Source organism: Providencia sp. PROV188, assembly GCF_027595165.1.
Classification (GTDB): domain Bacteria; phylum Pseudomonadota; class Gammaproteobacteria; order Enterobacterales; family Enterobacteriaceae; genus Providencia; species Providencia lanzhouensis.
This window is the reverse complement of record NZ_CP097291.1, coordinates 1,502,156-1,526,860: the sequence shown is the minus strand read 5'-3', so window position 1 is coordinate 1,526,860 and position 24,705 is coordinate 1,502,156. Positions and strand designations below refer to the sequence as shown.

Annotated in this window: 26 protein-coding genes and 1 riboswitch; of the genes, 17 read left to right on the top strand and 9 right to left on the bottom strand. The window is 41.4% G+C overall.

What is annotated here, in order from left to right; all coding sequences use genetic code 11:
* The first annotated feature begins 250 nt into the window (after positions 1 to 250).
* The 5 genes from M5X66_RS06815 (at position 251) to M5X66_RS06795 (ending at position 5,105) form a co-directional block, all read left to right on the top strand.
* Positions 251 to 1,162: a metal ABC transporter substrate-binding protein gene (locus M5X66_RS06815; protein WP_108479028.1), complete on the top strand. Its 912-nt coding sequence runs from the start codon at positions 251 to 253 to the stop codon at positions 1,160 to 1,162.
* A complete protein-coding gene (locus tag M5X66_RS06810; protein WP_036950494.1) occupies positions 1,163 to 2,053 on the top strand; it encodes a manganese/iron ABC transporter ATP-binding protein in 891 nt (296 codons plus the stop codon). It begins immediately after the preceding gene.
* A complete protein-coding gene (locus M5X66_RS06805; RefSeq protein WP_108479029.1) occupies positions 2,050 to 2,940 on the top strand; it encodes a metal ABC transporter permease in 891 nt (296 codons plus the stop codon). The genes M5X66_RS06810 and M5X66_RS06805 overlap by 4 nt, the downstream gene beginning before the upstream one ends.
* On the top strand, positions 2,933 to 3,799 hold the full coding sequence (locus M5X66_RS06800) for a metal ABC transporter permease (protein ID WP_270103960.1): 867 nt from the start codon (positions 2,933 to 2,935) through the stop codon (positions 3,797 to 3,799). The genes M5X66_RS06805 and M5X66_RS06800 overlap by 8 nt, the downstream gene beginning before the upstream one ends.
* A 436-nt stretch (positions 3,800 to 4,235) precedes the next feature.
* Positions 4,236 to 5,105: a fructosamine kinase family protein gene (locus M5X66_RS06795; protein WP_270103959.1), complete on the top strand. Its 870-nt coding sequence runs from the start codon at positions 4,236 to 4,238 to the stop codon at positions 5,103 to 5,105.
* 134 nt (positions 5,106 to 5,239) lie between these two features.
* On the opposite strand, the gene M5X66_RS06790 is transcribed toward M5X66_RS06795, so the two are convergent.
* Positions 5,240 to 5,779 (bottom strand): YniB family protein, encoded by a 540-nt coding sequence (locus tag M5X66_RS06790; RefSeq protein ID WP_036950502.1) that lies wholly within the window; start codon positions 5,777 to 5,779, stop codon positions 5,240 to 5,242.
* 301 nt (positions 5,780 to 6,080) lie between these two features.
* Between M5X66_RS06790 and hxpB the strand changes: the two genes are divergently transcribed.
* From hxpB to M5X66_RS06765, 5 genes are all read left to right on the top strand, one after another.
* Positions 6,081 to 6,746, top strand: a complete 666-nt coding sequence (hxpB, locus tag M5X66_RS06785; RefSeq protein WP_270103958.1) for a hexitol phosphatase HxpB — start codon at positions 6,081 to 6,083, stop codon at positions 6,744 to 6,746.
* 191 nt (positions 6,747 to 6,937) lie between these two features.
* Complete coding sequence (locus M5X66_RS06780; protein ID WP_036950506.1) at positions 6,938 to 7,528, top strand: metal-dependent hydrolase; 591 nt, start codon at positions 6,938 to 6,940, stop codon at positions 7,526 to 7,528.
* A gap of 166 nt (positions 7,529 to 7,694) precedes the next feature.
* Positions 7,695 to 9,086, top strand: a complete 1,392-nt coding sequence (locus tag M5X66_RS06775; RefSeq protein ID WP_036950508.1) for an L-cystine transporter — start codon at positions 7,695 to 7,697, stop codon at positions 9,084 to 9,086.
* Positions 9,087 to 9,370: 284 nt separating this feature from the next.
* Positions 9,371 to 9,760, top strand: coding sequence for a YkgJ family cysteine cluster protein (locus M5X66_RS06770; RefSeq protein ID WP_036950513.1), 390 nt, complete (start codon positions 9,371 to 9,373; stop codon positions 9,758 to 9,760).
* Positions 9,761 to 9,972: 212 nt separating this feature from the next.
* Positions 9,973 to 10,281 (top strand): hypothetical protein, encoded by a 309-nt coding sequence (locus M5X66_RS06765; protein WP_036950515.1) that lies wholly within the window; start codon positions 9,973 to 9,975, stop codon positions 10,279 to 10,281.
* Positions 10,282 to 10,434: 153 nt separating this feature from the next.
* Here the strand turns inward: M5X66_RS06765 and M5X66_RS06760 are convergent, their stop codons facing one another.
* Together M5X66_RS06760 and M5X66_RS06755 are read right to left on the bottom strand one after the other, a co-directional pair.
* Positions 10,435 to 10,758, bottom strand: a complete 324-nt coding sequence (locus M5X66_RS06760) for an AzlD domain-containing protein (RefSeq protein ID WP_270103957.1) — start codon at positions 10,756 to 10,758, stop codon at positions 10,435 to 10,437.
* Positions 10,755 to 11,429, bottom strand: coding sequence for an AzlC family ABC transporter permease (locus tag M5X66_RS06755; RefSeq protein WP_154609733.1), 675 nt, complete (start codon positions 11,427 to 11,429; stop codon positions 10,755 to 10,757). Before M5X66_RS06755 ends, M5X66_RS06760 begins: the two co-directional genes overlap by 4 nt.
* A gap of 71 nt (positions 11,430 to 11,500) precedes the next feature.
* Between M5X66_RS06755 and M5X66_RS06750 the strand changes: the two genes are divergently transcribed.
* On the top strand, positions 11,501 to 12,070 hold the full coding sequence (locus M5X66_RS06750) for a helix-turn-helix domain-containing protein (protein WP_036950519.1): 570 nt from the start codon (positions 11,501 to 11,503) through the stop codon (positions 12,068 to 12,070).
* Between the two features lie 27 nt (positions 12,071 to 12,097).
* Entirely contained in the window at positions 12,098 to 12,274 is a 177-nt protein-coding gene (locus M5X66_RS06745; protein ID WP_108479034.1) for a DUF2526 family protein, read from the top strand.
* Positions 12,275 to 12,434: 160 nt separating this feature from the next.
* Here M5X66_RS06745 and M5X66_RS06740 read toward each other — a convergent pair whose 3' ends face one another.
* From M5X66_RS06740 to crcB, 3 genes are all read right to left on the bottom strand, one after another.
* Positions 12,435 to 13,619: a M20 family metallopeptidase gene (locus M5X66_RS06740; RefSeq protein ID WP_154609732.1), complete on the bottom strand. Its 1,185-nt coding sequence runs from the start codon at positions 13,617 to 13,619 to the stop codon at positions 12,435 to 12,437.
* An 80-nt stretch (positions 13,620 to 13,699) separates the two neighbouring features.
* The gene (locus M5X66_RS06735) at positions 13,700 to 14,923 is read right to left on the bottom strand and encodes a hypothetical protein (protein ID WP_036983683.1); all 1,224 of its coding nucleotides are present in this window, start codon (positions 14,921 to 14,923) and stop codon (positions 13,700 to 13,702) included.
* A 596-nt stretch (positions 14,924 to 15,519) separates the two neighbouring features.
* Positions 15,520 to 15,900, bottom strand: coding sequence for a fluoride efflux transporter CrcB (gene crcB, locus M5X66_RS06730; RefSeq protein ID WP_006659423.1), 381 nt, complete (start codon positions 15,898 to 15,900; stop codon positions 15,520 to 15,522).
* Positions 15,901 to 16,008: 108 nt separating this feature from the next.
* Positions 16,009 to 16,078, bottom strand: a riboswitch (Fluoride riboswitch).
* A gap of 144 nt (positions 16,079 to 16,222) precedes the next feature.
* Here crcB and fetA point away from each other — a divergent pair.
* The gene (fetA, locus tag M5X66_RS06725) at positions 16,223 to 16,876 is read left to right on the top strand and encodes an iron efflux ABC transporter ATP-binding subunit FetA (RefSeq protein WP_108479036.1); all 654 of its coding nucleotides are present in this window, start codon (positions 16,223 to 16,225) and stop codon (positions 16,874 to 16,876) included.
* 54 nt (positions 16,877 to 16,930) lie between these two features.
* Positions 16,931 to 17,671, top strand: a complete 741-nt coding sequence (gene fetB / locus M5X66_RS06720; protein ID WP_154600370.1) for an iron efflux ABC transporter permease subunit FetB — start codon at positions 16,931 to 16,933, stop codon at positions 17,669 to 17,671.
* A 56-nt stretch (positions 17,672 to 17,727) separates the two neighbouring features.
* Here the strand turns inward: fetB and M5X66_RS06715 are convergent, their stop codons facing one another.
* Positions 17,728 to 18,777, bottom strand: coding sequence for a LacI family DNA-binding transcriptional regulator (locus M5X66_RS06715; protein ID WP_036953673.1), 1,050 nt, complete (start codon positions 18,775 to 18,777; stop codon positions 17,728 to 17,730).
* A 238-nt stretch (positions 18,778 to 19,015) separates the two neighbouring features.
* On the opposite strand from M5X66_RS06715, the gene M5X66_RS06710 reads away from it, so the two are divergent.
* The 3 genes from M5X66_RS06710 to M5X66_RS06700 all read left to right on the top strand — a co-directional run bounded on the left by M5X66_RS06710 (position 19,016) and on the right by M5X66_RS06700 (position 22,269).
* Positions 19,016 to 19,744, top strand: coding sequence for an SDR family oxidoreductase (locus M5X66_RS06710; protein ID WP_036953676.1), 729 nt, complete (start codon positions 19,016 to 19,018; stop codon positions 19,742 to 19,744).
* Between the two features lie 36 nt (positions 19,745 to 19,780).
* The gene (locus M5X66_RS06705) at positions 19,781 to 21,403 is read left to right on the top strand and encodes an FGGY-family carbohydrate kinase (RefSeq protein ID WP_154609731.1); all 1,623 of its coding nucleotides are present in this window, start codon (positions 19,781 to 19,783) and stop codon (positions 21,401 to 21,403) included.
* Between the two features lie 578 nt (positions 21,404 to 21,981).
* Complete coding sequence (locus M5X66_RS06700; RefSeq protein WP_154634744.1) at positions 21,982 to 22,269, top strand: hypothetical protein; 288 nt, start codon at positions 21,982 to 21,984, stop codon at positions 22,267 to 22,269.
* Between the two features lie 53 nt (positions 22,270 to 22,322).
* Here M5X66_RS06700 and M5X66_RS06695 read toward each other — a convergent pair whose 3' ends face one another.
* On the bottom strand, positions 22,323 to 23,216 hold the full coding sequence (locus M5X66_RS06695; RefSeq protein ID WP_036953685.1) for an endonuclease/exonuclease/phosphatase family protein: 894 nt from the start codon (positions 23,214 to 23,216) through the stop codon (positions 22,323 to 22,325).
* Between the two features lie 222 nt (positions 23,217 to 23,438).
* The gene (locus M5X66_RS06690; RefSeq protein WP_036953688.1) at positions 23,439 to 24,473 is read right to left on the bottom strand and encodes a LacI family DNA-binding transcriptional regulator; all 1,035 of its coding nucleotides are present in this window, start codon (positions 24,471 to 24,473) and stop codon (positions 23,439 to 23,441) included.
* Between the last annotated feature and the right edge of the window lie 232 nt (positions 24,474 to 24,705).

The following is a 24,705-nucleotide window of genomic DNA, read 5'->3' as shown; positions in this document are numbered from 1 at the left end:
CCAGCAACTCATCGATTACAAAAATACCCCTTTTACCATTTAACGGGATTTTTCATAATTGATATTGATAATCATTATCAGTTGGGATATAAATACTATCAGCCTGAAAGACCATACTCATTGTAGAGTCAAATAGGTCAATATAAATGAGAAAATACATTCAAGCCCAATAACATACTTATTTAGATTAACCATTTAATGAGATTAATTTAGTTCATAGAACTCGCGACCCAACGTTAGGATCTATTTTATGACAAACTGTTTATTCCGATTATCAACGCTATTACGTACCACATTCATTGCATTAGCTGCCGTTTTATTTGTCAGCCAACCTGCTTTGGCTAAAAAATTTAAAGTGGTCACCACATTTACTATAATACAAGATATTGCTCAAAATGTAGCCGGTGATGCCGCAATTGTCGAATCCATCACTAAACCGGGTGCAGAAATCCACGGTTATCAACCGACACCAAAAGATATTATGAAAGCCTACGATGCTAACCTTATCTTATGGAACGGAATGAATCTGGAAGTTTGGTTCCAGCGTTTCTTTGAAAACCTTAAAGATGTGCCTGCAGTTGTCGTCACTGAAGGCATTGAACCTATGCCAATCCGTGAAGGGGAATATAAAGATAATCCTAATCCTCACGCTTGGATGTCACCTGCTAACGCACAAATTTATATCGAAAATATCCGTAAGGCGCTGGTGAAATATGACCCAGAAAACGCCGACATTTATAATGCTAACGCGAAAAAATATTCCCAAGAAATTGCGGCGCTTGATGCACCTTTACGTGAACGTTTAAATCGTATTCCTGAAGATAAGCGTTGGTTAGTGACCAGTGAAGGCGCATTTAGCTACCTCACTAAAGATTATGGCTTTAAAGAAGTCTATTTGTGGCCAATCAATGCTGAAGAGCAAGGCTCACCAATGCAAGTTAAAAAAGTGATTGATACAGTTCGTGAACACAACATTCCCGTTGTTTTCAGCGAAAGTACCATTTCAGACAAGCCAGCTCTGCAGGTCAGTAAAGAAACTGGCGCGAAATACGGCGGAGTATTATACGTCGACTCGCTATCAACCGCTGAAGGCCCTGTACCAACATACATAGATCTGCTGAACACAACCGTCGATACTATCGCAAAAGGATTTTCACAGTAAATGAGCCATACAAATCAATTTGAACATCCGACTCTGGTTGTTGATGACGCAACTGTCACTTACAACAATGGTCATACCGCGATTTATGATGCAAGTTTCAATATTCACGGTGGCTCCATTTGCGCCCTTGTGGGCGTGAACGGAAGTGGTAAATCAACACTGTTTAAAACCATTATGGGATTAGTCACACCATCGTCTGGTAGTGTGACCCTCAATGATCAGCCGATTAAAGCGGCATTAAAAGAGAATGTGATTGCCTACGTTCCACAAACAGAAGAAGTGGATTGGAATTTTCCAGTGCTAGTTTCTGATGTGGTGATGATGGGGCGTTATGGCAAAATGGGCTTCTTTCGTATTCCTAAAAAGGAAGACAAAGAAGCCGTAAAAATGGCTTTAGAACGCGTAGATTTAGCGGGTTTGGAGCATCGCCAAATTGGTGAACTTTCTGGTGGTCAGAAAAAACGGGTGTTTTTGGCTCGCGCCCTCGCCCAGCAAGGTAAAGTTCTATTACTCGACGAACCCTTTACAGGGGTCGATGTAAAAACAGAAAATGCCATTATTGACCTACTCCGCAGTCTGCGCGATGAAGGTCATTTAATTCTAGTCTCAACCCATAACTTGGGAAGTGTGCCTGAATTTTGTGACCATGTGATTTTAATAAACCGCACAGTGTTGGCGAGTGGTCCAACAGAAACCACCTTTACTCAGCGTAATCTGCAAAAAGCATTTGGTGGCGTACTACGTCATATTAACCTGTCTGGTCAAGAGCTTCACGACGATGATGACCCACGCTCTGTCACGGTAATTACTGATGATGAACGCGCCGCCGTCTTCTATGGTCACGATCACGATGCACCGGTTAGAAAAAATCAGCCTAAGGAATCTGAATGATTGAGTTGTTACTGCAACCCTTTGAGTACAACTTTATGGTTAAAGCCATATGGGTGAGTGCCATCGTCGGAGCGGTGTGTGCTTTCTTATCAGCTTATTTAATGCTCAAAGGTTGGTCGTTGATGGGAGATGCCCTCTCCCACTCTGTTGTGCCCGGTGTGGCGGGCGCTTATGCGCTTGGATTACCTTACGCTGCGGGGGCTTTTTTTACAGGTATTCTCGCCGCCCTCGCCATGACATTTGTTAAACATCTCACCCGCTTACGGGAAGATGCCGTTATCGGCTTTATCTTTTCCACCTTTTTTGCGGCGGGGTTATTAATTGTTTCGTTGAACCCAACCTCAGTAAACGTGCAAAGTATTATCTTCGGTAATATTTTGGGGATCGCCGATGCTGACGTGCTTCAAGTCGAGATTATCATTGCCGTTTCATTTATTGTCCTGATGTGCCTATGGAAAGACTTACTGGCCGTGTTTTTTGACGAAAGCCATGCGCGTTCCATTGGCTTAAACCCACTACGCCTAAAAATCATTTTCTTCACCTTATTAAGCGCATGTACCGTTGCCGCACTGCAAACCGTTGGAGCGATATTGGTCATTGCGATGGTGGTTACGCCAGGTGCCACTGCCTATTTACTGACAGATAAATTTAAAACATTGCTGATCATTTCCGTCTCTATCGGTACTGCCACCAGCGCAATTGGTGCCTACCTCAGCTACTTTTTAAATGGGGCAACGGGCGGGCTAATTGTTACGTTCCAAACAGTAATTTTCTTACTGGCATTCTTCTTTGCTCCAAAACACGGGCTGTTTGCCTCTCGTCGCAAAGCCCGTAGCGAAGTCGCTGACTTGCATCACCGTAAACAGCAAGGAGCCACCCATGAGTGATTTTATGGACTTACTGATGGATCCTTTCGCATTTCCATTTATGCAAAAAGCCTTGATTACGGCGATTGTTACGGGAACCGTCTGCGCTATTTTATCCTGCTTTTTAGTCTTGAAAGGTTGGTCATTAATGGGAGACGCCATCTCCCATGCAGTATTACCCGGAATTATCATTGCATCACTCATTGGCATTCCGCTTGCTATTGGGGCTTTTGTTTCGGGGCTATTTTGCGCCGTTGCTACCGGCTATTTAAAAGAGAACAGTCGAATAAAAGAAGACACCGTCATGGGTATTGTCTTCTCGGGTATGTTTGCTGTCGGCTTGGTAATGTTCGCAAAAATTGATACTGAACAACATCTTACCCATATTTTATTCGGGGATATTTTGGGGATCACCGACGAAGAGTTTAAACAAATCTTACTGTTTGCGGGGATAACTATTGCGATTATCTTACTCAAACGTAAAGACTTTATGCTGTACTGCTTTGACCCAAATCAAGCACGTGTTATCGGCTTGCCGGTTAAATGGCTACATTACGGATTACTTTCTCTATTAGCTTTAACCATCGTGGCATCACTGCAAGCTGTCGGGATCATTCTGGTGATTGCAATGTTGATTTCACCGGGGATCATCGCCTTTGTTCTATGCCGTAGCTTTGGTTGGATGTTGGTGATAGCAATTATCGCTTCAGTCACCTCCAGCGTGCTGGGTACGATTGTCAGCTTCCATATTAATGCGACAACAGGCCCAACGATTGTTGTGATCCAAGCGGCCTACTTTGTTATCGCCCTGCTCTATAGCAAATTAATCCTCGCGCGCCGCAAATCCCATAGCACACGCCAAGATTTGCATACTGCCTAATGATATAAAGCTGAATACGGTGAAAACCTATTCAGCTCAGGCCATTGACAAACCCATCAGGTTTGGAAATGGCTCGTTTGGGTTGTAAAATTAACGAGGAAAATCAATTTATTGATTTTCGCCTGATAACACAAAGAGGGAAAAACCACGCTTTTATCCCTCTTTGTCATCAACCTCAGCTGAATACGGTGAAAACCTATTCAGCTTTTTCTTTCTTCTATTCGACTCTCTTTTATCTTGAAGTTTGCTCTATATAAAAGAAGAAACGCGATATCCATCCATTATCGCCGAAATCAATCCTCTCCCAATTCTTGAACAAAATCAGCCATCAATCATTTCGAAATAAGGCGTAATTATTAAACAATGATCACTGTTAATTCCTAAATTGACGCTATAGTATGGTATGAGTGAAGACCAAATCACAGCGAGGTGGATCATGTGGCAAGCGATGAATCGTTTATTAATTGAACACTTTGGTGAGGCAGAGCTGCGAAATAAAGTGATTCTCTCTGGTGGGGATATTCATCACACCTTAAGAATCGATTATGGTGAGCATACGGTGTTCGTAAAACAAAATCGCCGCGAGTTTCTCCCTCTTTTTAAACAAGAGGCAGAGCAGCTTGAAATGCTAGCGAAAAGCCAAACCATCACCGTTCCCAAAGTCTACGGCTTGGGTAGCAACAAGCACCACAGCTTTCTTCTCCTCGAATATTTCCCGTTAAAACATTTTGATAGCACCAATGCCTGGCATTTTGGTCAACAATTGGCGCGATTACATCAATGGGAAGAACAGCCGAGCTATGGGTTCGACTTTGATACTATGCTCAGTACCATTGTTCAGCCTAATGGGTGGGAAAAGCGTTGGAATGCATTCTTTGCAGAAAAACGTATTGGTCTTCAATTACAAATTGCATCTGAGAAAGGCATGGTTTTTGGTGATATTCAACAACTCGTGGATATTGTTAAACACCGCTTATCCGGTCATCAACCTCAGCCCTCTTTATTACATGGGGATCTGTGGCCTGCAAATTGTGCGGTCACCAACCAAATGGATGGCGTACTCTATGACCCTGCTTGTTATTGGGGTGATCGGGAATGTGATATCGCCATGTTACCATTATATAAAGAAATTCCGATTCAAATTATTGATGGGTACCAAAGTGTTTGGCCATTACCAGCGTGCTTCTTAGACAGGCAACCAATCTATCAACTCTATTTCTTACTCAATCAAGCCAATATGTTTGGTAATGAACAGAGCTATCTGCACGCTCGCAGCATTATTGATAATTTACTAGACGACGAATAACTACGAGTCAAATAGACGGAAATAAGAGATGCACAGCGACGGAGTAAATACCGATGCTGTGCATTTTCATGATGGGAAAACATCAACATGACGGGCACTATCAACATAATGAAAAGCGGCCACATCATGAAAAACTACCAATTCAGAAGTTTCAATGCAAAATAAATGGCGATCCCTAAAACAATCGGCCAGAAATACATCAAAAAGAACTGTTTGAAAATAGTATGTCGAGGAATAGTGACTTTGGCTTCTAATTCTTCTTTGGTCACTTCACTGCCTTTTGCATTTTCAAGAATGACATGATCTTCAATACTTTCGCGAATGAATTTAATTTGTCGATACATGCGTAAACCTGAAGCACTTAAAGCAAGCCCCACAAAGATGAAAATAAAAATAACAAAAAATCCGATGCAGCTACCTGAAAAACCATGGCTCACTTCAGGGACTGGTGAATTATTCCAAAATACATTGAGAAACGGCGTACTTTGTCGAGTCATCTCCGCCATTAATTTAACAAAATCATTGGCAACTGCATTAATTCCTTCGCCTTGAATTCCTTTCAGAGCCGCTAATTTAATTAGCGATGTCAATGTGGAAATTAACGCCACAAAAAATACGATCCAGCCCAAAATACGTTTGCCAATCGCAAGAGAATTTGCCTTGTGGTAATTCATTACAACTATTCCTTAAAGTGTTTTTCTACGCTAATCATAGCCGATAATATTTGCTGGCTCCAAATTTCTATAAAAAAATGATAGTTAAAAACCGAGTTTCGGATTATTCAAAAATTGAATTGAATTCACATCAATAACTAAACTCAAATTTCTAATAAAATCATGTGATAGCACATATATCTCTATAACCCCAAGTCATAGCTTGTTAGAATCGTTTCAGAAACCAAAATGACTGTGATTAAAGTACAGCGACAATCCCCACCCTCTTTTTAAGCGGGTATCTAAATGAATGGAGTTTGCTATGTATCATAAATTACCTATCCAATCTGTCATCTTTGACATGGATGGTTTGCTGATTGACTCGGAACCTTTTTGGGAACAAGGGGAAGATGAAGTTTTTGCAGAGTTAGGCGTCGATTTGTCCATTAAGCACACTCTTCCTGACACTCTAGGTTTACGTATCGATCACGTTGTTGAACTTTGGTACAACGCATCTCCTTGGCAAGGTTGTAGCTTAGAAGCAACAAAGCAGCGTATTATTGACCGCGTTATTGGTTTAGTGGAAGAAAAACGCCCATTACTGCCTGGTGTACAGCATGCACTTGAACTGTGCCGCTCAATGGATCTAAAAATCGCTTTAGCATCTGCATCTCCAGATTATATGCTAGAAAAAGTGCTTAACTTATTTGATATCCGCCATTATTTTTCTGCCGTCGTTTCAGCAGCAGACTTGCCATTAAGTAAACCTCATCCCGAAGTTTATTTAAAAGCAGCCGCTGAGTTATCCACCAAGCCTATCCATTGTGCTTCTTTAGAAGACTCCTTTAATGGAATGATTTCTGCAAAAGCGGCAAGAATGCGTTCTATCGTCGTGCCTGATAGTAAGAATTTCAATGACCCACGCTGGGGTTTGGCTGATGTTAAAATCGCCTCATTGAACGATTTACGCCCAGAAAATTTACGTTAATCTTAAATAAGTTAACGGAACTCGATTTCCCTTACGTTTTTCACGTAGGGGAAATTTAAAAAAGTATAAAAATCTACGGTTATTAACTAATAAATAAGAGTTTTTTTAACTCTCCCCCACTACCATATTTCCTACAAACCCTTTATACTGCCCGCCTACTGTATAGATAAACAGATGGTATTTTATCCACCATGACTGCTGAAGGGCATCTGCTTTTTTCCGTCGCCTCACTTGTAATGGCTCATAAATTGCAAATTACCCCAGAGTTCGCTCAGGGTGATTGGTTGCATATGGTGCCAGGAGTGTTGCTAGGTGCCTTATTGCCGGATATTGACCATCCTTCATCTATTCTCGGGCGGCTTTTTCGTATTATTTCACTACCTATATCAAAACTGTGTGGGCATCGAGGATTCACTCACAGTCTGATCGCTTGGCTAATCTTACTGATCAGCAGCTACCAATGGCTACCTCACTATTGGGACTTACCTAGCGACCTTATCCAAGCATTTTTATTAGGTTATATGAGCCATTTAGTGGCTGATATGCTGACTCCATCGGGGGTTCCCTTTTTATGGCCTCTGCCAACACGTTTTTGTTTTCCCATCTTACGCGGCAAGTCCAGTAAACGCGGAGAACGCTTTATTGCTGTGCTTTTGACCGTCTGTGCTGTCTTAATTCCAACAGCCCATCCCGCTGATTGGTTCCAGCAAATTGAAAACGCACTAAATTATTTTAATAATCAGATAAATATACACTTACCGACAAAAAGCTCACTTTTGTAATATACTGTAAGCATTAATCAACCTAAATTATAACTTTTGATTATAAGTAATGACTAACTTCAACTGATATCATATAACCAGTTGTTAGAAGAAATGAAATCCTTATACCTATTAAGGATTAACAACAAGAATCATTATGTAAAATAATTACAATTTGGAGTGCGGAATGAATATTCCTCTGATTATCAATGTGCTCGTTTTCGTAGCACTTTTAATACTGTTAGCAAAACTCGGATCGAATGGTTGGAGCCTGTCCAAAAAAGTTTTACTGGGTCTCGTATTCGGTGTTGCTTATGGTGTCGGACTTCACCTTGTGTATGGTTCCGGTCACCAAACGGTAAAAGACTCCATTCTTTGGTTTAATATCGTCGGTAATGGTTACGTTCAACTGTTACAAATGGTGATTATGCCTCTGGTGTTCGCCTCTATTCTGAGTGCGGTCGCTCGACTTCATAAGGCATCTTCTTTAGGGAAAATTAGCTTTTTAACCATTGGCACACTGCTGTTTACCACAGCCATTGCTGCTTTAGTGGGTATCTTGATCGCAAACCTGTTCGGCTTAACCGCTGAAGGTCTGGTTCAAGGTCAATCTGAAACTGCACGTCTAGCGGCCATTGAAACAAATTATATTGGTAAAGTCTCAGATTTAACGGTTCCTCAGTTAATCCTGTCCTTTATCCCGAAAAACCCGTTTGCTGATTTAACGGGTGCAAGCCCAACATCTATCATTAGTGTGGTTATTTTTGCAGCCTTCTTAGGGGTAGCTGCGCTGCAACTGTTTAAAGATGATAAAGAGCGCGGTGAAAAAGCATTAGCGGCTATCGATGTGATGCAAGCATGGGCAATGAAACTCGTTCGCTTAGTCATGCGTTTAACCCCATACGGTGTGATGGCGCTGATGATCAAAGTGGTCGCAAGCTCTAACTTAGCCGATATCATTAACTTAGGAACTTTCGTCGTCGCATCCTATGTCGCGCTAGCTATTATGTTTGTGGTTCACGGCATCTTAGTGGCGACAACGGGCTTAAACCCAATCAAATTCTTTAAGAAAGCAGGTCCAGTACTGACATTTGCATTCACTAGCCGTTCGAGCGCAGCCAGTATTCCACTGAATATTGAAACGCAAACTCGTCGTTTTGGTGTACCAGAATCTATCGCAAGCTTCTCGGCGTCTTTCGGTGCAACTATTGGCCAAAACGGTTGTGCAGGTATCTACCCTGCGATGTTAGCAGTGATGGTCGCTCCAACCATGGGGATCAACCCATTTGATCCACTATGGATTGCAACCTTAGTCGGTATCGTGACTATCAGTTCTGCCGGTGTTGCCGGTGTGGGTGGCGGTGCAACCTTCGCCGCACTGATTGTACTGCCAGCAATGGGATTACCAGTCACGTTAGTTGCGCTGTTAATTTCGGTCGAACCTCTGATTGATATGGGTCGTACTGCTCTGAACGTAAGTGGTTCAATGACAGCAGGTACTGTTACTAGCCAGTTAATGGGTGAAACAGACAAGTCAATCTTCAATCAAGATGACGATGGTGATTTAAAACACGTTTAATCACCCTAATCTCCTAACACTCATTGAAACCTGCCCGTCAAACGGCAGGTTTTTTTGTGTTTGTTATTTTCCGCGTTCGACATTTTATCAAACTGCAACAGATTGAAATTTTTTACTTTATTTCGACTTGATAGGAAATACTGGGTTTTTACTCTAAAAAATATTGCCAATACGTAAAGCTGCATAACATAATAGTGACTGAGCAACATTTTCTTAGGCCTCCTGCCTGTGTTGCGTCTCCCGTTTCCTACGGGAACTATCAACTTCATTGTTAGATTTTTTATATGACCAATATAATTCATATACTAAAAACTGATCCTTCAGATAATCCCTGTGTTAGCTGTGGTGCTTGTTGTGCTTACTTTCGTGTCTCATTTTACTGGGCAGAAGCTGAGGCTGGCGGTGGTTCAGTTCCTCAACATTTAACAGAGCAAATCACCCCTTTTATGAGCTGCATGCAAGGTACAAACCAAAAACCTAATACCCGCTGTACTGCACTTGGTGGCACCGTCGGGGAATGTGTTTCTTGCTCTATTTATGAACAGCGCCCTACGCCATGCCGAGAATTCGAACAATCGTGGCATAACGGCATTCACAATGAAGCCTGCGACCGTGCTCGCGCAGCCTATGGTTTACCTCCTCTCGAGCCACAGCAACCGCAAATCGCGTGCTAACCGTCAATGACCCAGAGATTTTTCTGGGTTATCTTCTTTACCTTCACATAATCTTCTCTACGTAAAATAATCTCATTATTTTCAATAAAATGTGCAAAGAAAGGATAAAACGTGCAGGAAATATGGAGCTTCAGTCAAAGCAGGTAAAAGCCATTGCGAGGGAAATCTAATTGATGAATTATCCTCTCATCACGTTAATGAGGAGATAAAAGATGAACAAATTAAACCAAGGTTTACTTGCTGCCGTTTTACTGTCTGTCGGCTTTGCCGCCGCAGCCGCTAATGTTGATATGAATAAATCACCACGCCATCACAGCGGAAATCATCATAATATGGTGTATAGCGTGACTGAACAAACCACCAAACCTAATGAAACCTTGAAAAAACTGGCAAACGATACACCTAAAATTGAAGATGGCAAACGCTACATGGTGAAAATGTCTGTCGTGGAAGTGCCTGAATTCAAGCCAGCACAACCGATGCCAATGCCGGTTCCTGCTACGGCGCCCGTAGCTAAATAAGAATGAGTCAACCTAAACCATAGGCTGTGCCTGTTACACTGATAACATCAACCTTTTGGCATTGTTAGTTATAAATCAGTATCTTAATGGACACAATAACGTTTAGGTATATCCCTAATTTTAGCCCCTAATGCCATAGGGGCTTTTTTTTAACTAAAATAACCCGCGTAATACCGCTGTGACTATCGCAGCCGACAAAACAATCACAATAAATGGCTTGCGGTGCCAAGTCAGAATACCTGCCACCACCACCCCAATTATTTTCGGTAAATCCGATAATTCATTGCCTGAAAAGAGCGTTGAAGTCATCGCGACTGAAAATAAAATCACAATAGCAGCAGCTGAAAATAGGGCTTTATTTTGTTCTGTTAAATTGACCCGCCCTTTTAGCAATGCGCCGGATGCCCGCATTAAGTACGTCCCAACCGCTAAAATAAAAATCCCACTGACGATTAACCAAGGATGTTCCATCATCATGATTTCCTTATATAGATAACTAAACTCAACAAGGCCAGTAAAACGGGGATCCCCGCCGGTAATACCGGTGTTGTTACCACAGCAACTACAGCCCCGACTATCGCCGCGAGTCTTAAGCGCTTATCTTTCAACGCGGGTAAACTCAGCGCTAAGATAATGGCGGGAAACATGGCATCCATCCCTAGTGCATGGGTATCTTGAATAAAGCTTCCTAGAATTTCTCCGATGACCACACCAACAGGCCAACAGATTAAAATTCCTAATCCGCATAACCAAAATGCGGCGGTTTTCTCGCGTTCGCTGTCTTGTGCCAAGCCAAAAACCACACTTTCATCATTCATAATGTGATATCCCAGCAACGATTTTGCCCCTTTTCCCGTTAGTTCACTGACGGCAAAACTGAATGGAATATGGCGCGAGTTGACTAATAGCCCAGCTAAGGCAGCTGACAGAGGGCTTCCCCCTGAAAATACCACGCCAATAAACAGAAACTCGGATGCACCCGCTAGCACAAAAATGGACAGCATCAACGGCACCCACCAATCAAAACCTTGTGAATGAGCTAATGCACCGTAGGAAATTCCCACAATTAAGTCTGCAATACACACCAGTGCAATATTTTTCACTGTGCTATTATGGAGAATAGAAAACTGAAATTTAGATGTCTGCATAGAACGACCGTTCGATATAAAAAACATTCGTTCATTATGTCGTTGCTTTAGGCTAAGTGCAATCAAATAGGATGTTAAAGTTGACCTTATTCACGCCCCCTATCGAATTAATCTCAAAATCATTGGCTTGTGAAAGGCAAAAAAGTGGGCTTTCTCTCTCTGAACTTGCGCGTAAAGCGGGGATCGCCAAATCCACACTATCCCAATTGGAATCCGGTAGCGGCAATCCCAGCATTGAAACCCTATGGGCATTATGTGTTGCGCTGGATATTCCATTTTCACGTTTAATTGAAGAAAAACGCGCAGCAGTGACTGTGATCCGCCATGGTGAAGGTACCCCTGTGAGCGCAGAGCACGCAAACTATTTGGCCTATTTACTCTCTTCTGCACCCCCTAATTCTCAACGGGATATTTATACAGTTGTTGCACAGCCCGGCCGAGATCGCGTTTCAGAACCCCATATGCATGATGTCACTGAGCATATTATTTTGATGTCAGGCAGAGCATTAGTTGGGCCACTCGACAACCCTGTTGAGCTCAATGTCGGTGACTATATTCACTACCGAGGTGATGAACCCCACATTATGCGCGCACTTGAACCAAACACCATGGCAGTCATGGTGATTGATAAACAGAATTAATTAGCCCAATACGCTGGAGGATTTGCTGTGAATTACTATCAAGAAATAACAAACAAAGTCGCCTTATTGCTAGATGAAAACTCCGTTCATAATATGAATGAAATGCTAATGCAGCTTTCTCATGATGATAAGCTAACCCAAGAACAACGCTTTGAGCTGCAACAACGCCTTAGAGACGCCATTTTTGTTCACCATAATTCGTAATTAACGTTTAATTAAATGGGATTTGGCGGTTAATATCTCGATTTAATATACAAAAGAAAAGCCTGAGCAATCTATTTATTACTCAGGCTTGATTTAATAATCTATTATCATGATGTGAAACCCTAACAGCCTATTTTCTGCACTAAGTCCCATTATTTTATTAGAACTTATCTTGCTGTAAATAAGACCATGCATATTGCGCATACAGTTCTGCACCTGACGCCATCACATCTTCATCGATGTTAAAACAGCCATGGTGATGCGCCCATTGGGTATCTTTTTCTGGGTTACCTGAACCTAATAATGCAAAACAGCCCGGAATGTTTTCCATATAAAAGCTGAAATCTTCCCCACCAGGGGTTGGTCTTTCTGCCATTAATGCATTTTCACCAAATGCTTCGCTGATCACCGACTGCGCCAGTAATGCACTGCGCTCTTCATTAATCACTGGCAGCGTACCGTAGATATAATCCACTTCAGCAGTGGCGCCGTACATCGCGGCAGTATGTTCGGCGTAACGGCGGATTGCCGCTTCAATGCGAGTACGGGTTTCAATATCAAAGCAACGTACCGTTCCATCTAGCACTGCATTCTCTGCAATCACATTGAATCGGGTGCCTACTTCCATTTTGCCAATAGTCACAACGGCTGAGTCTAGCGAGGAAGTTTCACGGGAAACCACCGCTTGCAAATTCATCACAAATGACGAGGCAACGATTGCGGCATCAACGGTCGCTTCCGGCATCGAGCCATGTCCACCTCGCCCTTTAAATTTCACGACCAACAAGTCCGCAGAAGCGAATGTCCCGCCAACATTACATGATATTTTTCCTGATGGCGTCGTAGACCAGATGTGCATACCAAACACGTTGTCCACATTGTCCACTGCACCTTGTTTCACCATCGCTTTCGCACCCTGCGCTATTTCTTCAGCCGGTTGAAAAATCAGACGAATATTTCCTTTTAACTCATCACGCACTTCATATAACGCTTTGGCTGCGGTTAATAACATCGCGGTATGCGCATCATGCCCACATGCGTGCATCTTCCCTTGATTTGTCGATTTATACTCAAGGGAATCATTCAATTCCTGAACAGGTAATGCATCGATATCCGCACGTAAGGCGACCGTTTTTCCGGGTTTACCGCCTTTAATGTCCGCAATAATTCCGGTAGGTTCAGTGAGGCGATACTCAATACCAATTTTTGCCAATTCTTCAGCAATACGCTTCGTGGTTCTCACTTCCTCAAAAGGTAATTCTGGATGTGAGTGAAGGTCACGACGAAAAGCAATCATCGCTTCTGTGTGTTTTTTAATGGATGCTGTGATGCTGTTATTGACCATTTTTCTGTCCTTTTTCTATTCTTTTCGCTTTCTTAAACTATTATTTTTCAGCGTGTTAAATTTTAATATTCTATTTATCGTTATGCCGCAACAGGCACAATGTAGGCGACCATAATCCCCGCTAATACCACGGAAACCATTGTGACAGAGATAAAACCACCAACTAACATTGGTCCTAACATATGGCTAGTTAAAATCTGGCGCTCTTTTTCGTCTTTGGTCAGTGCGTTAATGGCTTCATTGGTAATGATATAATCCGCGGGGAAACCATACAGCGCCGTCAATGAGACTGCGAAAGCCATCTCTTTTGATACCCCTAGAATTTTTCCAACAATCCAAGACGCGATAAACATGCCGATGACCGCTGCCACAATCAACACTACCATTGGGTAGACTAATCTCAACAACATATCCGGTGTCGCATGATTTAACGTATCAAAGATAAATAGCATTAATGCCATGATAGCAAAGCCAAAACCGTTCGCTTTCTGCAGAGGCTGCCTTTCTAAAAAGCCCATCGACGAGGCAATAACACCAAATAATAAGCACAAAACAAACGGACTGATGCTCACATAAGGTGCAGCAACGGTAGAGACTAGATAGGCGAGATATCCCACCACCACTAAGCGTAAAAATTGGAAATAGCTGGTGTTATAGTGGCTCGGAATTCGCTTGAACATGCGAGGCATTGCACTTTCAGATGCCAGTGTTTTGACTTCGACATCATCCGAACCGTCAACGGCCAATGACTCTTTCCAAGTACCATTGCGATACTGCTCAAGCACTCGGCGACCTTCACGTTTCAACATGATGGCCGTGAGTGGATAACCGGCAAAACCTTGCATCACATAAATTAAGATGGCAAATACTGAGAGATCCACCAGCCCAGCTTCCGCAGCACCTTTTGACATAATTAATGAAGAGACGATGCCACCGACTAATGGCGGGATTGCCACTAATACTGTATTTAAATCAAATAACGCCAGACCTACTCCATAAATAAAGACAATAATCCCCAAAATACCGGATAACGAAATTAAAATAGTCTTCCATTGGTGTAATAGTTCTTTCAATGAGAGCAATGTACCCATATTGGTAATGAGTAAATACATCAACATCACGGCGACAACCTTTGGTATTCCCGCAATGCTCACAATATCTTTAGGAAAGAATGTCCAATAACCTAAAAGGAATAATACAGCGCAAACAAACACCGATGGGATCCATGCTTTTGTTCGTACTGCTATGGCATCCCCGATGTACAGTATCCCGACAATTAATAACAGAGCTAACATTTGTGACATAAGTTTTCCCCCGTATTTATTATTTTTATTTACTTCTGTTTTAGTTATTTAATCTATTAATTTTGATATGTCAGATTTATTCATTCAAAACAAAGAACAGAATAAAGCAAAATAGAACATATCCATCCAAGCCATTACATTTAAACAACAATTTCATCATAACATTGAATAAACAGATGTATAGATTAAGTTACAGTGTAAGGCTAAAAATACACTAGTGAAAAACTGTAGATTAAAAAGTCATATATGAGGGAAGATAATGAAAATGCAGAGCGATAGTTTCGTATTCAGCTCCGTTTTTAATAGGATATGTTTTATGCTTTATATTCGATGATAATTCATACTTTTTCAGCTTAGGGAAAACGATAAATTTATAATCTATTGTCCTGAAATATATTTTTATGCATTCACAATTTTGATGCAGTTATATCACGATAAAAATTCATCATGATCACCATTGGTAACATATTCTGCTTTATTTCGTGATTCTCTTTTTTTGCTCAAAATAGAAACAAAAATAGCCTATTCACACTTAGGGATAGGCTATTAATCGTACGAAAATAATCGGTGGAAAATAAATACTTAATTAAAATCTATTATCCTTGAGAAAGCATGTTATGGCACAACATACCGAGCAGCGTAAATAATAAAGCCCCGAGAACATGAATCGCGATCGTGCTAAATGCCACCACCAATTTCCCTTCTTGCAGCATCACCAACACCTCCAACGAAAATGTTGAAAACGTCGTAAACGCCCCACAAAAGCCTGTAACAATAAACAGTTTGTAAGCAGGGTTAATATTGGCGCTCGCAAAGTAAGAGACAGCAAAACCAATGATAAAGCCGCCAACTAAATTGACGAAAACAGTACCAAATGGAATGTGAGGGTGCAGATTATTCAGTTTTAAGCCAATCAACCATCTTAACCAGCCACCTAAAACGGAACCTAAAGCAATAGAAATGAGGGATGCATACATTACCACTTTCCTTACAAGTTAGATGGGAATAAATGCAAGGAAAATCTCCTGCAGACATTTATGCCCTAAATTCGGGCACATAACCTACGCGCCCATTCAAATGAAAAGGTTTACGTAGGCATCATCAGTCCACATCAAGGACGGTTAAACTAGGAGGAATGCCATCTCCTAACGAGACGTTGATTAAAATAATAAGGCAACTATTTTCTTCATGCAAATCTAATTTGCCAAACCTATTCCAGATAACGCGGTGTCTATTTACCCTAAATTGGCGCATAATATCCGTAATATCGATAATAGAATTAGATGGATTAGGTCAAATATGGAAACAAAACAGCCTTTATTACAGCTTAAGAATATCGGTTTTCAGGTTGGTCAGAAGATAATTTTAGATAATGTGCAGATTGACCTATACCCAGGTGAATTTAAATTGATCACGGGTCCTTCTGGTTGTGGCAAAAGTACATTATTAAAAATTGTCTCTTCACTCATCCCGCCAAGTTGCGGTGAAATTCTATTTGCTGGCGAAAATATCAACGCAATTGCACCAGAGAAATATCGTCAACAAGTCTCCTATTGCACTCAAACGCCCACACTCTTTGGTAATACCGTGTATGACAATCTCTTTTTTCCTTATCAAATACGGAATAAACCATTTGATAAACAAAAAATCCTCGATGATTTAAGCTATTTTTCACTACCTGATACCATCCTAGAAAAAGGCATTAATGAGCTTTCAGGCGGCGAAAAACAGAGAATCTCATTGATCCGTAATTTACAATTCTTGCCGCAAATTTTATTACTGGATGAGATTACTAGTGCCTTAGATGAACAAAATAAAATCAAAGTGAATGAGCTTATTCATCAATTAGCGGTCAAGAATAATATTGCCGTCCTCTGGGTGACTCATGACCAAGATGAAATTGGCCATGCTGACGATATTATTACCCTTCCCGTACACCATAGCGAAAAATAGGAATTAATCGTGCATCAACCTACTATTTCCAATGAGTCGCTCGCATTTTCTATCATGTTAGTCTTAGTGGCTATTTTTATTAGCCATAAAGAGAAGCTCTCTCTTGAAAAAGATATTATTTGGAGTACGTGCCGCGCCATTGTTCAGCTATTAATTGCGGGTTATATCCTCAAATATATTTTCCACGTTGACCATAAGGCACTCACTGTTTTATTGGTGCTATTTATTTGCTTTAACGCCGCCTGGAATGCGAAAAAACGCAGTAAATACCTCGATAAACTATTTCCAACCGCATTAATTGCGATTACTTCAGGCACATTTTTAACCTTGCTAGTATTAATTCTCACTGAAGCTATCGCGTTTACCCCAATGCAAGTGATTCCAATTACAGGGATGATTGCCGGGAATGCCATGATTGCCGTCGGACTCTGCTTCAATAACTTAGGACAGCGCTTTAATAGCCAACAACAGCAAATTCAAGAAATGCTCAGCTTGGGCGCCACACCTAAAATTGCTTCTGCCTCGATTATTCGTGAAAGTATTCGAGCGTCATTAATTCCTACGGTGGATTCTGCCAAGACGGTTGGGATAGTGAGCTTGCCCGGTATGATGTCAGGGCTAATTTTTGCGGGGGTCGATCCTTTGCAGGCTGTTAAATACCAAATTATGGTGACATTTATGCTATTAGCGACGGCAAGTCTCTCCACGATTTTGGCGGGGTATTTAACCTACGTAAAATTTTATAATCAGCGCCATCAATTGCGTTTAGATGCTTTAAATAAAAGCATTAAATAAAAATATTAAGTAGACCAAATCAGGCTTAACATTTCTGCTTTAAGCCTGATTTTATTTTATTCTGTTTTTCCTATCATGACAGGCATCACCTCAATCAGCTGAGGCTGGCTTTCTCCCGATTCTATCAAGGCGAAAATTTGCTCTAGCATAGCGGGAACATCCTGTTTAACCATCTCAATATCATTCCCAAGTAATGCAACAAATGGATCCCAGTCAAAACATCCCATCGGCGGCTGATGCGCACCCGTATGACCTTCTTTCATTAACCACCTCATCACCCCTTCCAATGAAATGGTCGAGTTGACAAACAACCCACAAAGTTCAATGTCTGGAGGTGTTCCTTTTTGTAACAACGAATGCTGGGAAGAATATATGGAGAGTGCTCGTTCGGCTTTTTCTGGTGCATAACCACAAGTCAAAATATGGTGTTGAGGAACCTCTATATTCAAAGAATTGTGAGCATCGATAAACCCTCGAATTCGCTCTCGAGTGTTATGCTCCTCTTCCCGTCCCCCCACAAACACCAGCGATTCTGAGGATGCGGCTCGTTGCTGCCTTTTCTGTAAAATATTGAGCGTTAACTGCTTTGCACCTTGATAGTTATCGGAAATCACCGAAGGAGCCAATGTACCAGGTAAGTCCAAATTGAGTGTCGGCACACCTGATGCGTGGCAGATTTGCGTAATTTTATCAGGATCGGTTGCCCCCGTTGAAATCAACCAATCCACTTGATATGAAAGCATTGCCTTTGCGGCTTCTAACTCTAATTGGGGATCACGGCGTGTACAGGTAATGATAGGAAATAACCCGCGTTCACGCGCCATCTCCTCAAAATGCTCCACAATCGACCCAAAATAACGGTTATCATATTTAGGAACCAACATCCCAATAATTTTGGATTTATTACTGCGTAATAGACTCGCTTGCTTATTCACCGAATAGTTTTGCTCTTGCGCTATTCGCATGATTTTTTCAGCTAATTGAGCACTAATACGCCTTTTTTGCCAATTTCCATTTAATACAGCGCTAACGGCACTGGCTGAAACCCCTGCCAATTCTGCAAGGTCATAGATCGTGGTTTTCTTGTTTTGTCTGATCTTGCTCACAAATTTATGCCTCCATTTTTTCCTAGCTTGACACCAAAGCGTAAAAGTCGCAATACTGCTCCATCGATTGAGCGACATCGAAATTAACCTAGAATCGAGTTGATATGGCGATTTGCCTGCATTCTCACTCACTGAATACATTCCGCCAAATCCCCTCGTAACTTATTAAAATTAAATTAATTTCTAATACTCAGTTTGACTTCCCTATTGATTAACTAACTTATCCGGAGTGAACATCATGGCTATCTCATTAGAAAACAAAGTTGCCGCCATCACAGGTGCGGCTTCTGGTATTGGACTTGAGTGCGCACGTACCCTACTCAAAGCTGGCGCGAAAGTTGTTTTAATTGACCGTGCCGAAGAGCGATTAAATCAGTTAGTTGCCGAATTAGGCGACAATGCTATTCCTCTGGTTGTTGATTTAATGAAACCAGAACAAGTGGATGGCATGTTAGACGCCATTTTAGCCAAAGCGGGTCGCCTAGATATTTTCCACGCTAACGCAGGTGCTTATATCGGTGGTCCTGTCGCAGAAGGCGACCCAGATGTTTGGGATAAAGTATTAAACCTCAACATCAATGCCGCATTTCGCAGTGTACGCGCCGTTCTCCCACACTTTATTGAGCAAAAATCAGGGGATGTCCTGTTTACTAGCTCAATCGCAGGTATGGTGCCCGTGATTTGGGAGCCTATCTACACCGCGTCTAAATTTGCAGTTCAAGCGTTTGTCCATTCAACTCGCCGCCAAGTATCCCAACACGGAGTTCGCGTTGGGGCAGTATTACCAGGTCCTGTTGTCACTGCATTACTGGATGACTGGCCAAAAGAAAAAATGGAAGAAGCATTAGCTAATGGCAGCTTAATGCAACCTATCGAAGTCGCTGAAGCGGTTCTCTTTATGCTGACTCGTCCAAGAAATATCACCATCCGTGATCTTGTGATCCTGCCAAACAGTGTTGACCTCTAGTTTTTACCGATAACCATAAAGATTGTGAGAGGACATATGAACAGCCCTACGCAAAGTAAAAATGACGACGTCGTCATTGGTATTGATGTCGGTACAGGCAGTGCCCGTGCAGGTATTTTTGATCTGCATGGCAACATGCTTGCGTCAGCTAAACACGATATTACGCTCTACCGTGATGGAGCCAATTTCGTAGAGCAATCAAGTAACGAAATCTGGAATGCCGTTTGTTATTGTGTGAAACATGCAATGGCAAATGCCAAGATTGATGCGAAACGTGTCGCAGGAATTGGTTTTGATGCGACCTGCTCTCTGGTTGTTTTAGATAAAAACCAGCAACCTATTTCTGTCAGCCCGAGTGAGGATCCTGAACGCAATATTATTGTTTGGATGGATCACCGCGCCACAGAACAAGCTGAGCGCATCAATAGCCTAAAACATCCAGTATTGAATTATGTTGGGGGGAAAATTTCTCCTGAAATGGAAACCCCAAAAATTCTTTGGTTAAAAGAAAATCGCCGCCAAACTTATGATAATGCGTGGCAATTCTTTGATTTAGCAGACTTCCTAACGTGGAAATCAACAGGCTCTTTAGCGCGCTCTACATGCACAGTAACCTGTAAGTGGACTTACTTGGCACATGAAAAACGCTGGGATGCTGATTATTTTCGCCAAATTGGTCTCGCTGAATTAGCGGACGAAAACTTTGCTCGCATTGGTCAAGAAATTGTCGAACCAGGCACACCAAACGGAAGCGGCTTAACCGCCCAAGCGGCTGAACAAATGGGACTGTTGGTTGGGACGCCAGTTGCCGCAGGGATGATTGATGCTCATGCTGGTGGAATTGGTACAGTTGGGGTGAATGGTGATGCTACTGCAAATATGGCATATGTTTTCGGTACGTCTTCCTGCACGATGACCACCACCCAAGACCCGGTGTTTATCCCTGGTGTTTGGGGACCTTATTATTCTGCAATGGTCCCGGGAATGTGGCTCAACGAAGGGGGACAAAGTGCTGCCGGTGCGGCAATTGACCAACTACTTTCGTTACATCCGATGGCTACACAAGCCAAAGTGATGGCAAAAGAGCAAGGCAAACCATTACCCGTTATGCTGGCGGATAAGGTATTAGAAAAATCAGGTACCCCATCTCAAGCAGTTGAATTAGCTAAAGGTATTCATATTGTTCCTGAATTTTTAGGCAATAGAGCCCCCTTCGCCGATCCCCACGCGAAAGCCATCATAGCGGGCTTAACCATGGATAACAGCTTTGATAACTTACTTGCCTTCTATACCGCTGGCGTTTGCAGTATTGGCTATGGATTGCGACAAATTATTGATGCTCAGGCGCAATCAGGCGCCGTTATCCAAAACATCGCTATCAGTGGTGGTGCTGGTCAGCACCCTCTGATCCGCCAACTTCTAGCGGATACCTGTGGTGTTCCTGTGATTTCAACTCAAGCGGATGAACCAGTATTACTGGGCTCTGCTATTTTGGGTGCTGTCGCAGGAGGTGTTTGTGAGAATGTTGCACAAGCAATGGCTCAATTTGCAAATATTGATTTAACATATCAGCCTAATGAGCAATTTAAATTACATCATCAAACTCGGTTCACTTCTTTCCAGCATTTACAACAATGTGCTAGAGAATTGAAAGGTTAAATATTGTATTTCAGCATATTATCAAGGGAATAAGTTTATCTTATTCCCTTTTTTATTAGGGAGAAATTAAATAGGTTTATTTAATCAAATAAAATACATTAATATAATTTAATTGAGCGAAATCGCCTATATTATTAATAGGGAAATCCAATGATAAACAATTTTAAGAATTACATGATACTTTATTTTAACACTTTCACTCACCGAACAAAAAACACACAAAAAGCCCGTGAAATATAGGGGGAAAGCAAAGCTACTTAGCAGCAAAACCCAAAATAATGACTATATTCATATATTTTAATATGATAGAAAATTATTAACATTTAAATAAATTAGATTATGATTTTCATTCTGCAATGTTCTTTCAGTGAAATAAATCGCTAACATAATGATATAATGTACAATGCTATTTAACCTTTAATTTAAAAACCAAAAACTAAAATTATCCGACTAATTTTGATAAAATATTTATATTAACTTGTGTACTATTCCCAGCATCGAAAATAAGTTAAAAAATCGAAAACCGATATCAGGTTGAAAAACCAAAAACGGGTCAAAAAAACAAAACAGGGCTCACAATGACAAATACTCAACTACTGTTGTTGGCAACCAACAACATCAAAAATAATACCGAACTCAGCCATTCTCAAGAGTCCTATGTTTATCAATTTTACTATGAAAACGTCGCCAATAAATTCTCGACAATTAAAGAATTTATGTATGAATTCATTATATTAACTAAACCCGCCTTAGAAAATGAAGCGGATTTTCACGCATTAAGCTCACGCATTTACGCCGCTATTGAAGAGTACTTAGGGATAGCTCAAGTCCGTTATATTCAGCGCCAAAAATTACTGCAAAAGTAAGTGATTCTAATAAAAACAGACCTCAAATAGAGGCCTGTCCACTATCCCAATAACTACTGTTCTTGTAACTCAAGTTCTGCAATAACCGGCAAATGGTCACTGACTTTTGACCATTGAAAGTCTTTACTGTCTGTTGGAATTGTCATGGTTTTCACATCCCAAACCTGACCTTTATAGGTAAAGATATGGTCGATATCTATGGCAGGGTTAACAGCAGGCCATGTGCGATAATTCACCCCTTTTTTCTCAACTGGATCCCAAAAATAGCTGATTTCCTGAATAGGTTGCTCTTTTGCGGTTGAGTTAAAATCCCCTGCGAGGATTTTGATGGAGGCAGCAATATTATCAAAACCTGTTTCGGTATCACCAATCGTCGCATCGAGAATATGGCGAACTTGACCTATGCGGATGGTAGGATCTTTCTGCCAGTCTAAGTGAGTTCCCATGATAATAATGGGTGAGTCAAAACCAGGTTTTGTAATTTGTGATAATAATACCACTCGCTGCTCTGCTCCGCCTGATGGTAAATTCACGACTTGGGATTTCTCAATTTTATATTTTGATAAAATTCCTACACCATATTCACCACCATCAAAATCGAGTGCCTTACCAAACGCAAAATCCATTTTGTTTGCTTTGGCAATTTCCTCTAGTTGGTTCACTTTCTTACTACGTGCAGTTTTATTGTCAATTTCAGTTAAGACAATAACATCCGCATCAATCTTAGCGATCGCTTTGCTCAATTCATCTAAATTAGCGACATCCGCCGCCAACTCATTTTTACCAATATTATAAGTAGCAACTTTGATCGTTGGTTTATTTGCAGAATACACCTTATTCGGCGTTCCACCATTTTGTACCATTAAAACTTCAGAACCTGTTGTTGCCGCTGTCGCACCACACGAAACTAAAATTGCGGCAGACACGAGTGTTTTTATTGATTTCATAATGTACTTATCCCCAGTGTAATAACTATCTCAAGTTAAACAAAGCATCTATCTCTGCGTAAAATCCGAACATGCACGATAGATATAAGGAGGAAATTAGCACAGAAGAATAAATAAACAGTGACCTCTACAGCATTCTTATTTCGAGATTAAAAATAACTTTTGACCTTTACGTGATTCTGTGACCGAATACACAATATAGTGCAACAAATACATTGATTTCTAGCCACTTTGTCTTGCCTCAAATTTATAAGGGAAGACAATTTCATCCTGAACATCGGCAAAACTTTCTTCCGTATCCCCTAACCATTTTAAGAGTTTTTTCGCGGTCTCTCGCGCCATTTTACTGTAATCAATGCGCACTGATGTGAGCGATGGATGAATATGATCACAATTTTCCGACCCTTCAACGCACACCACTGCCAACATCTTCGGAATTTTGATTAGGCGCCGCTGACATTCAAACATGACCCCTAACGCTATCATTTCATGGCTACAAATCACGGCTTCTAATTCTGGTTGACGGGTCAACATTTCACTAATCGCCTGCCGACCAAAGTCCATGGTGGCCACATACGGCGTCGTAATACTTTGCTCAGCACTTAAGTTATTCTTTAACAGTGTGTTATTCCAACCACTCAGTTGTTGCCCCTGCATTTTGCTGTCCATTTGTGCACCAATATAACCAATGCGCTGGTGACCTTTTTGCAGCAAATAGTGTGTAAGAAAACTAACCGCTTCACCTAAATTGTTTTTTATATTGAGTGTAAAGCGATGAGCAGGATCCCCCGTCACGTTAATTACGGGGATAGGTAAATTATTCAGAGTCCCCAAGGCACTTTCAGAATTCATTGCACCAAAAATCACTAATGCGGCGGGGCTACTTTGCAACAGCGTGAGTAACACCTCAGACTCTTTTTTATGCTGATAATCGTGACTACCAATCACCACTTGATAATTATTTTTGTTCAAGACTTCTTGTAAAGCTTGCAGAAAAACTGAGCTTGCACTGTCTCGTAATGATGGGATCAATACTGCAATGGTTCGGCTTTGACCTGACGCTAAAATGCCAGCAGCGGAATTGGGAATGTAACCGAGCTCCTCAACAGCTTCATTGATTTTCTCCCTCAATTTATCCGAGACTAACTCCGGTGTACGCAAAGCACGCGATACCGTCATTGAACCGACTCCCGCATATTTCGCGACGTCTTGTAATGTGACTCTGCCTGTATTCTTTCTTTTTCGGGTTTTCTGCATGAAATTACTTTGTTTCGTCTAAACTTATTATTCAACGACGATAACTTATCACAGCTCCGATTTGTTAATTAACTGCCAAATGCACTAAAAATGATTTTATTAACGATATTTAGCCAAAATGATAGCGCTATCACGAAAATGAATAATTCAGCTAGATAGCGCTACCATAGATCACTACTATTCATTCCATTACTAAAACATCTAATAGAATTTCTTTTTTACCAGGAGCCAA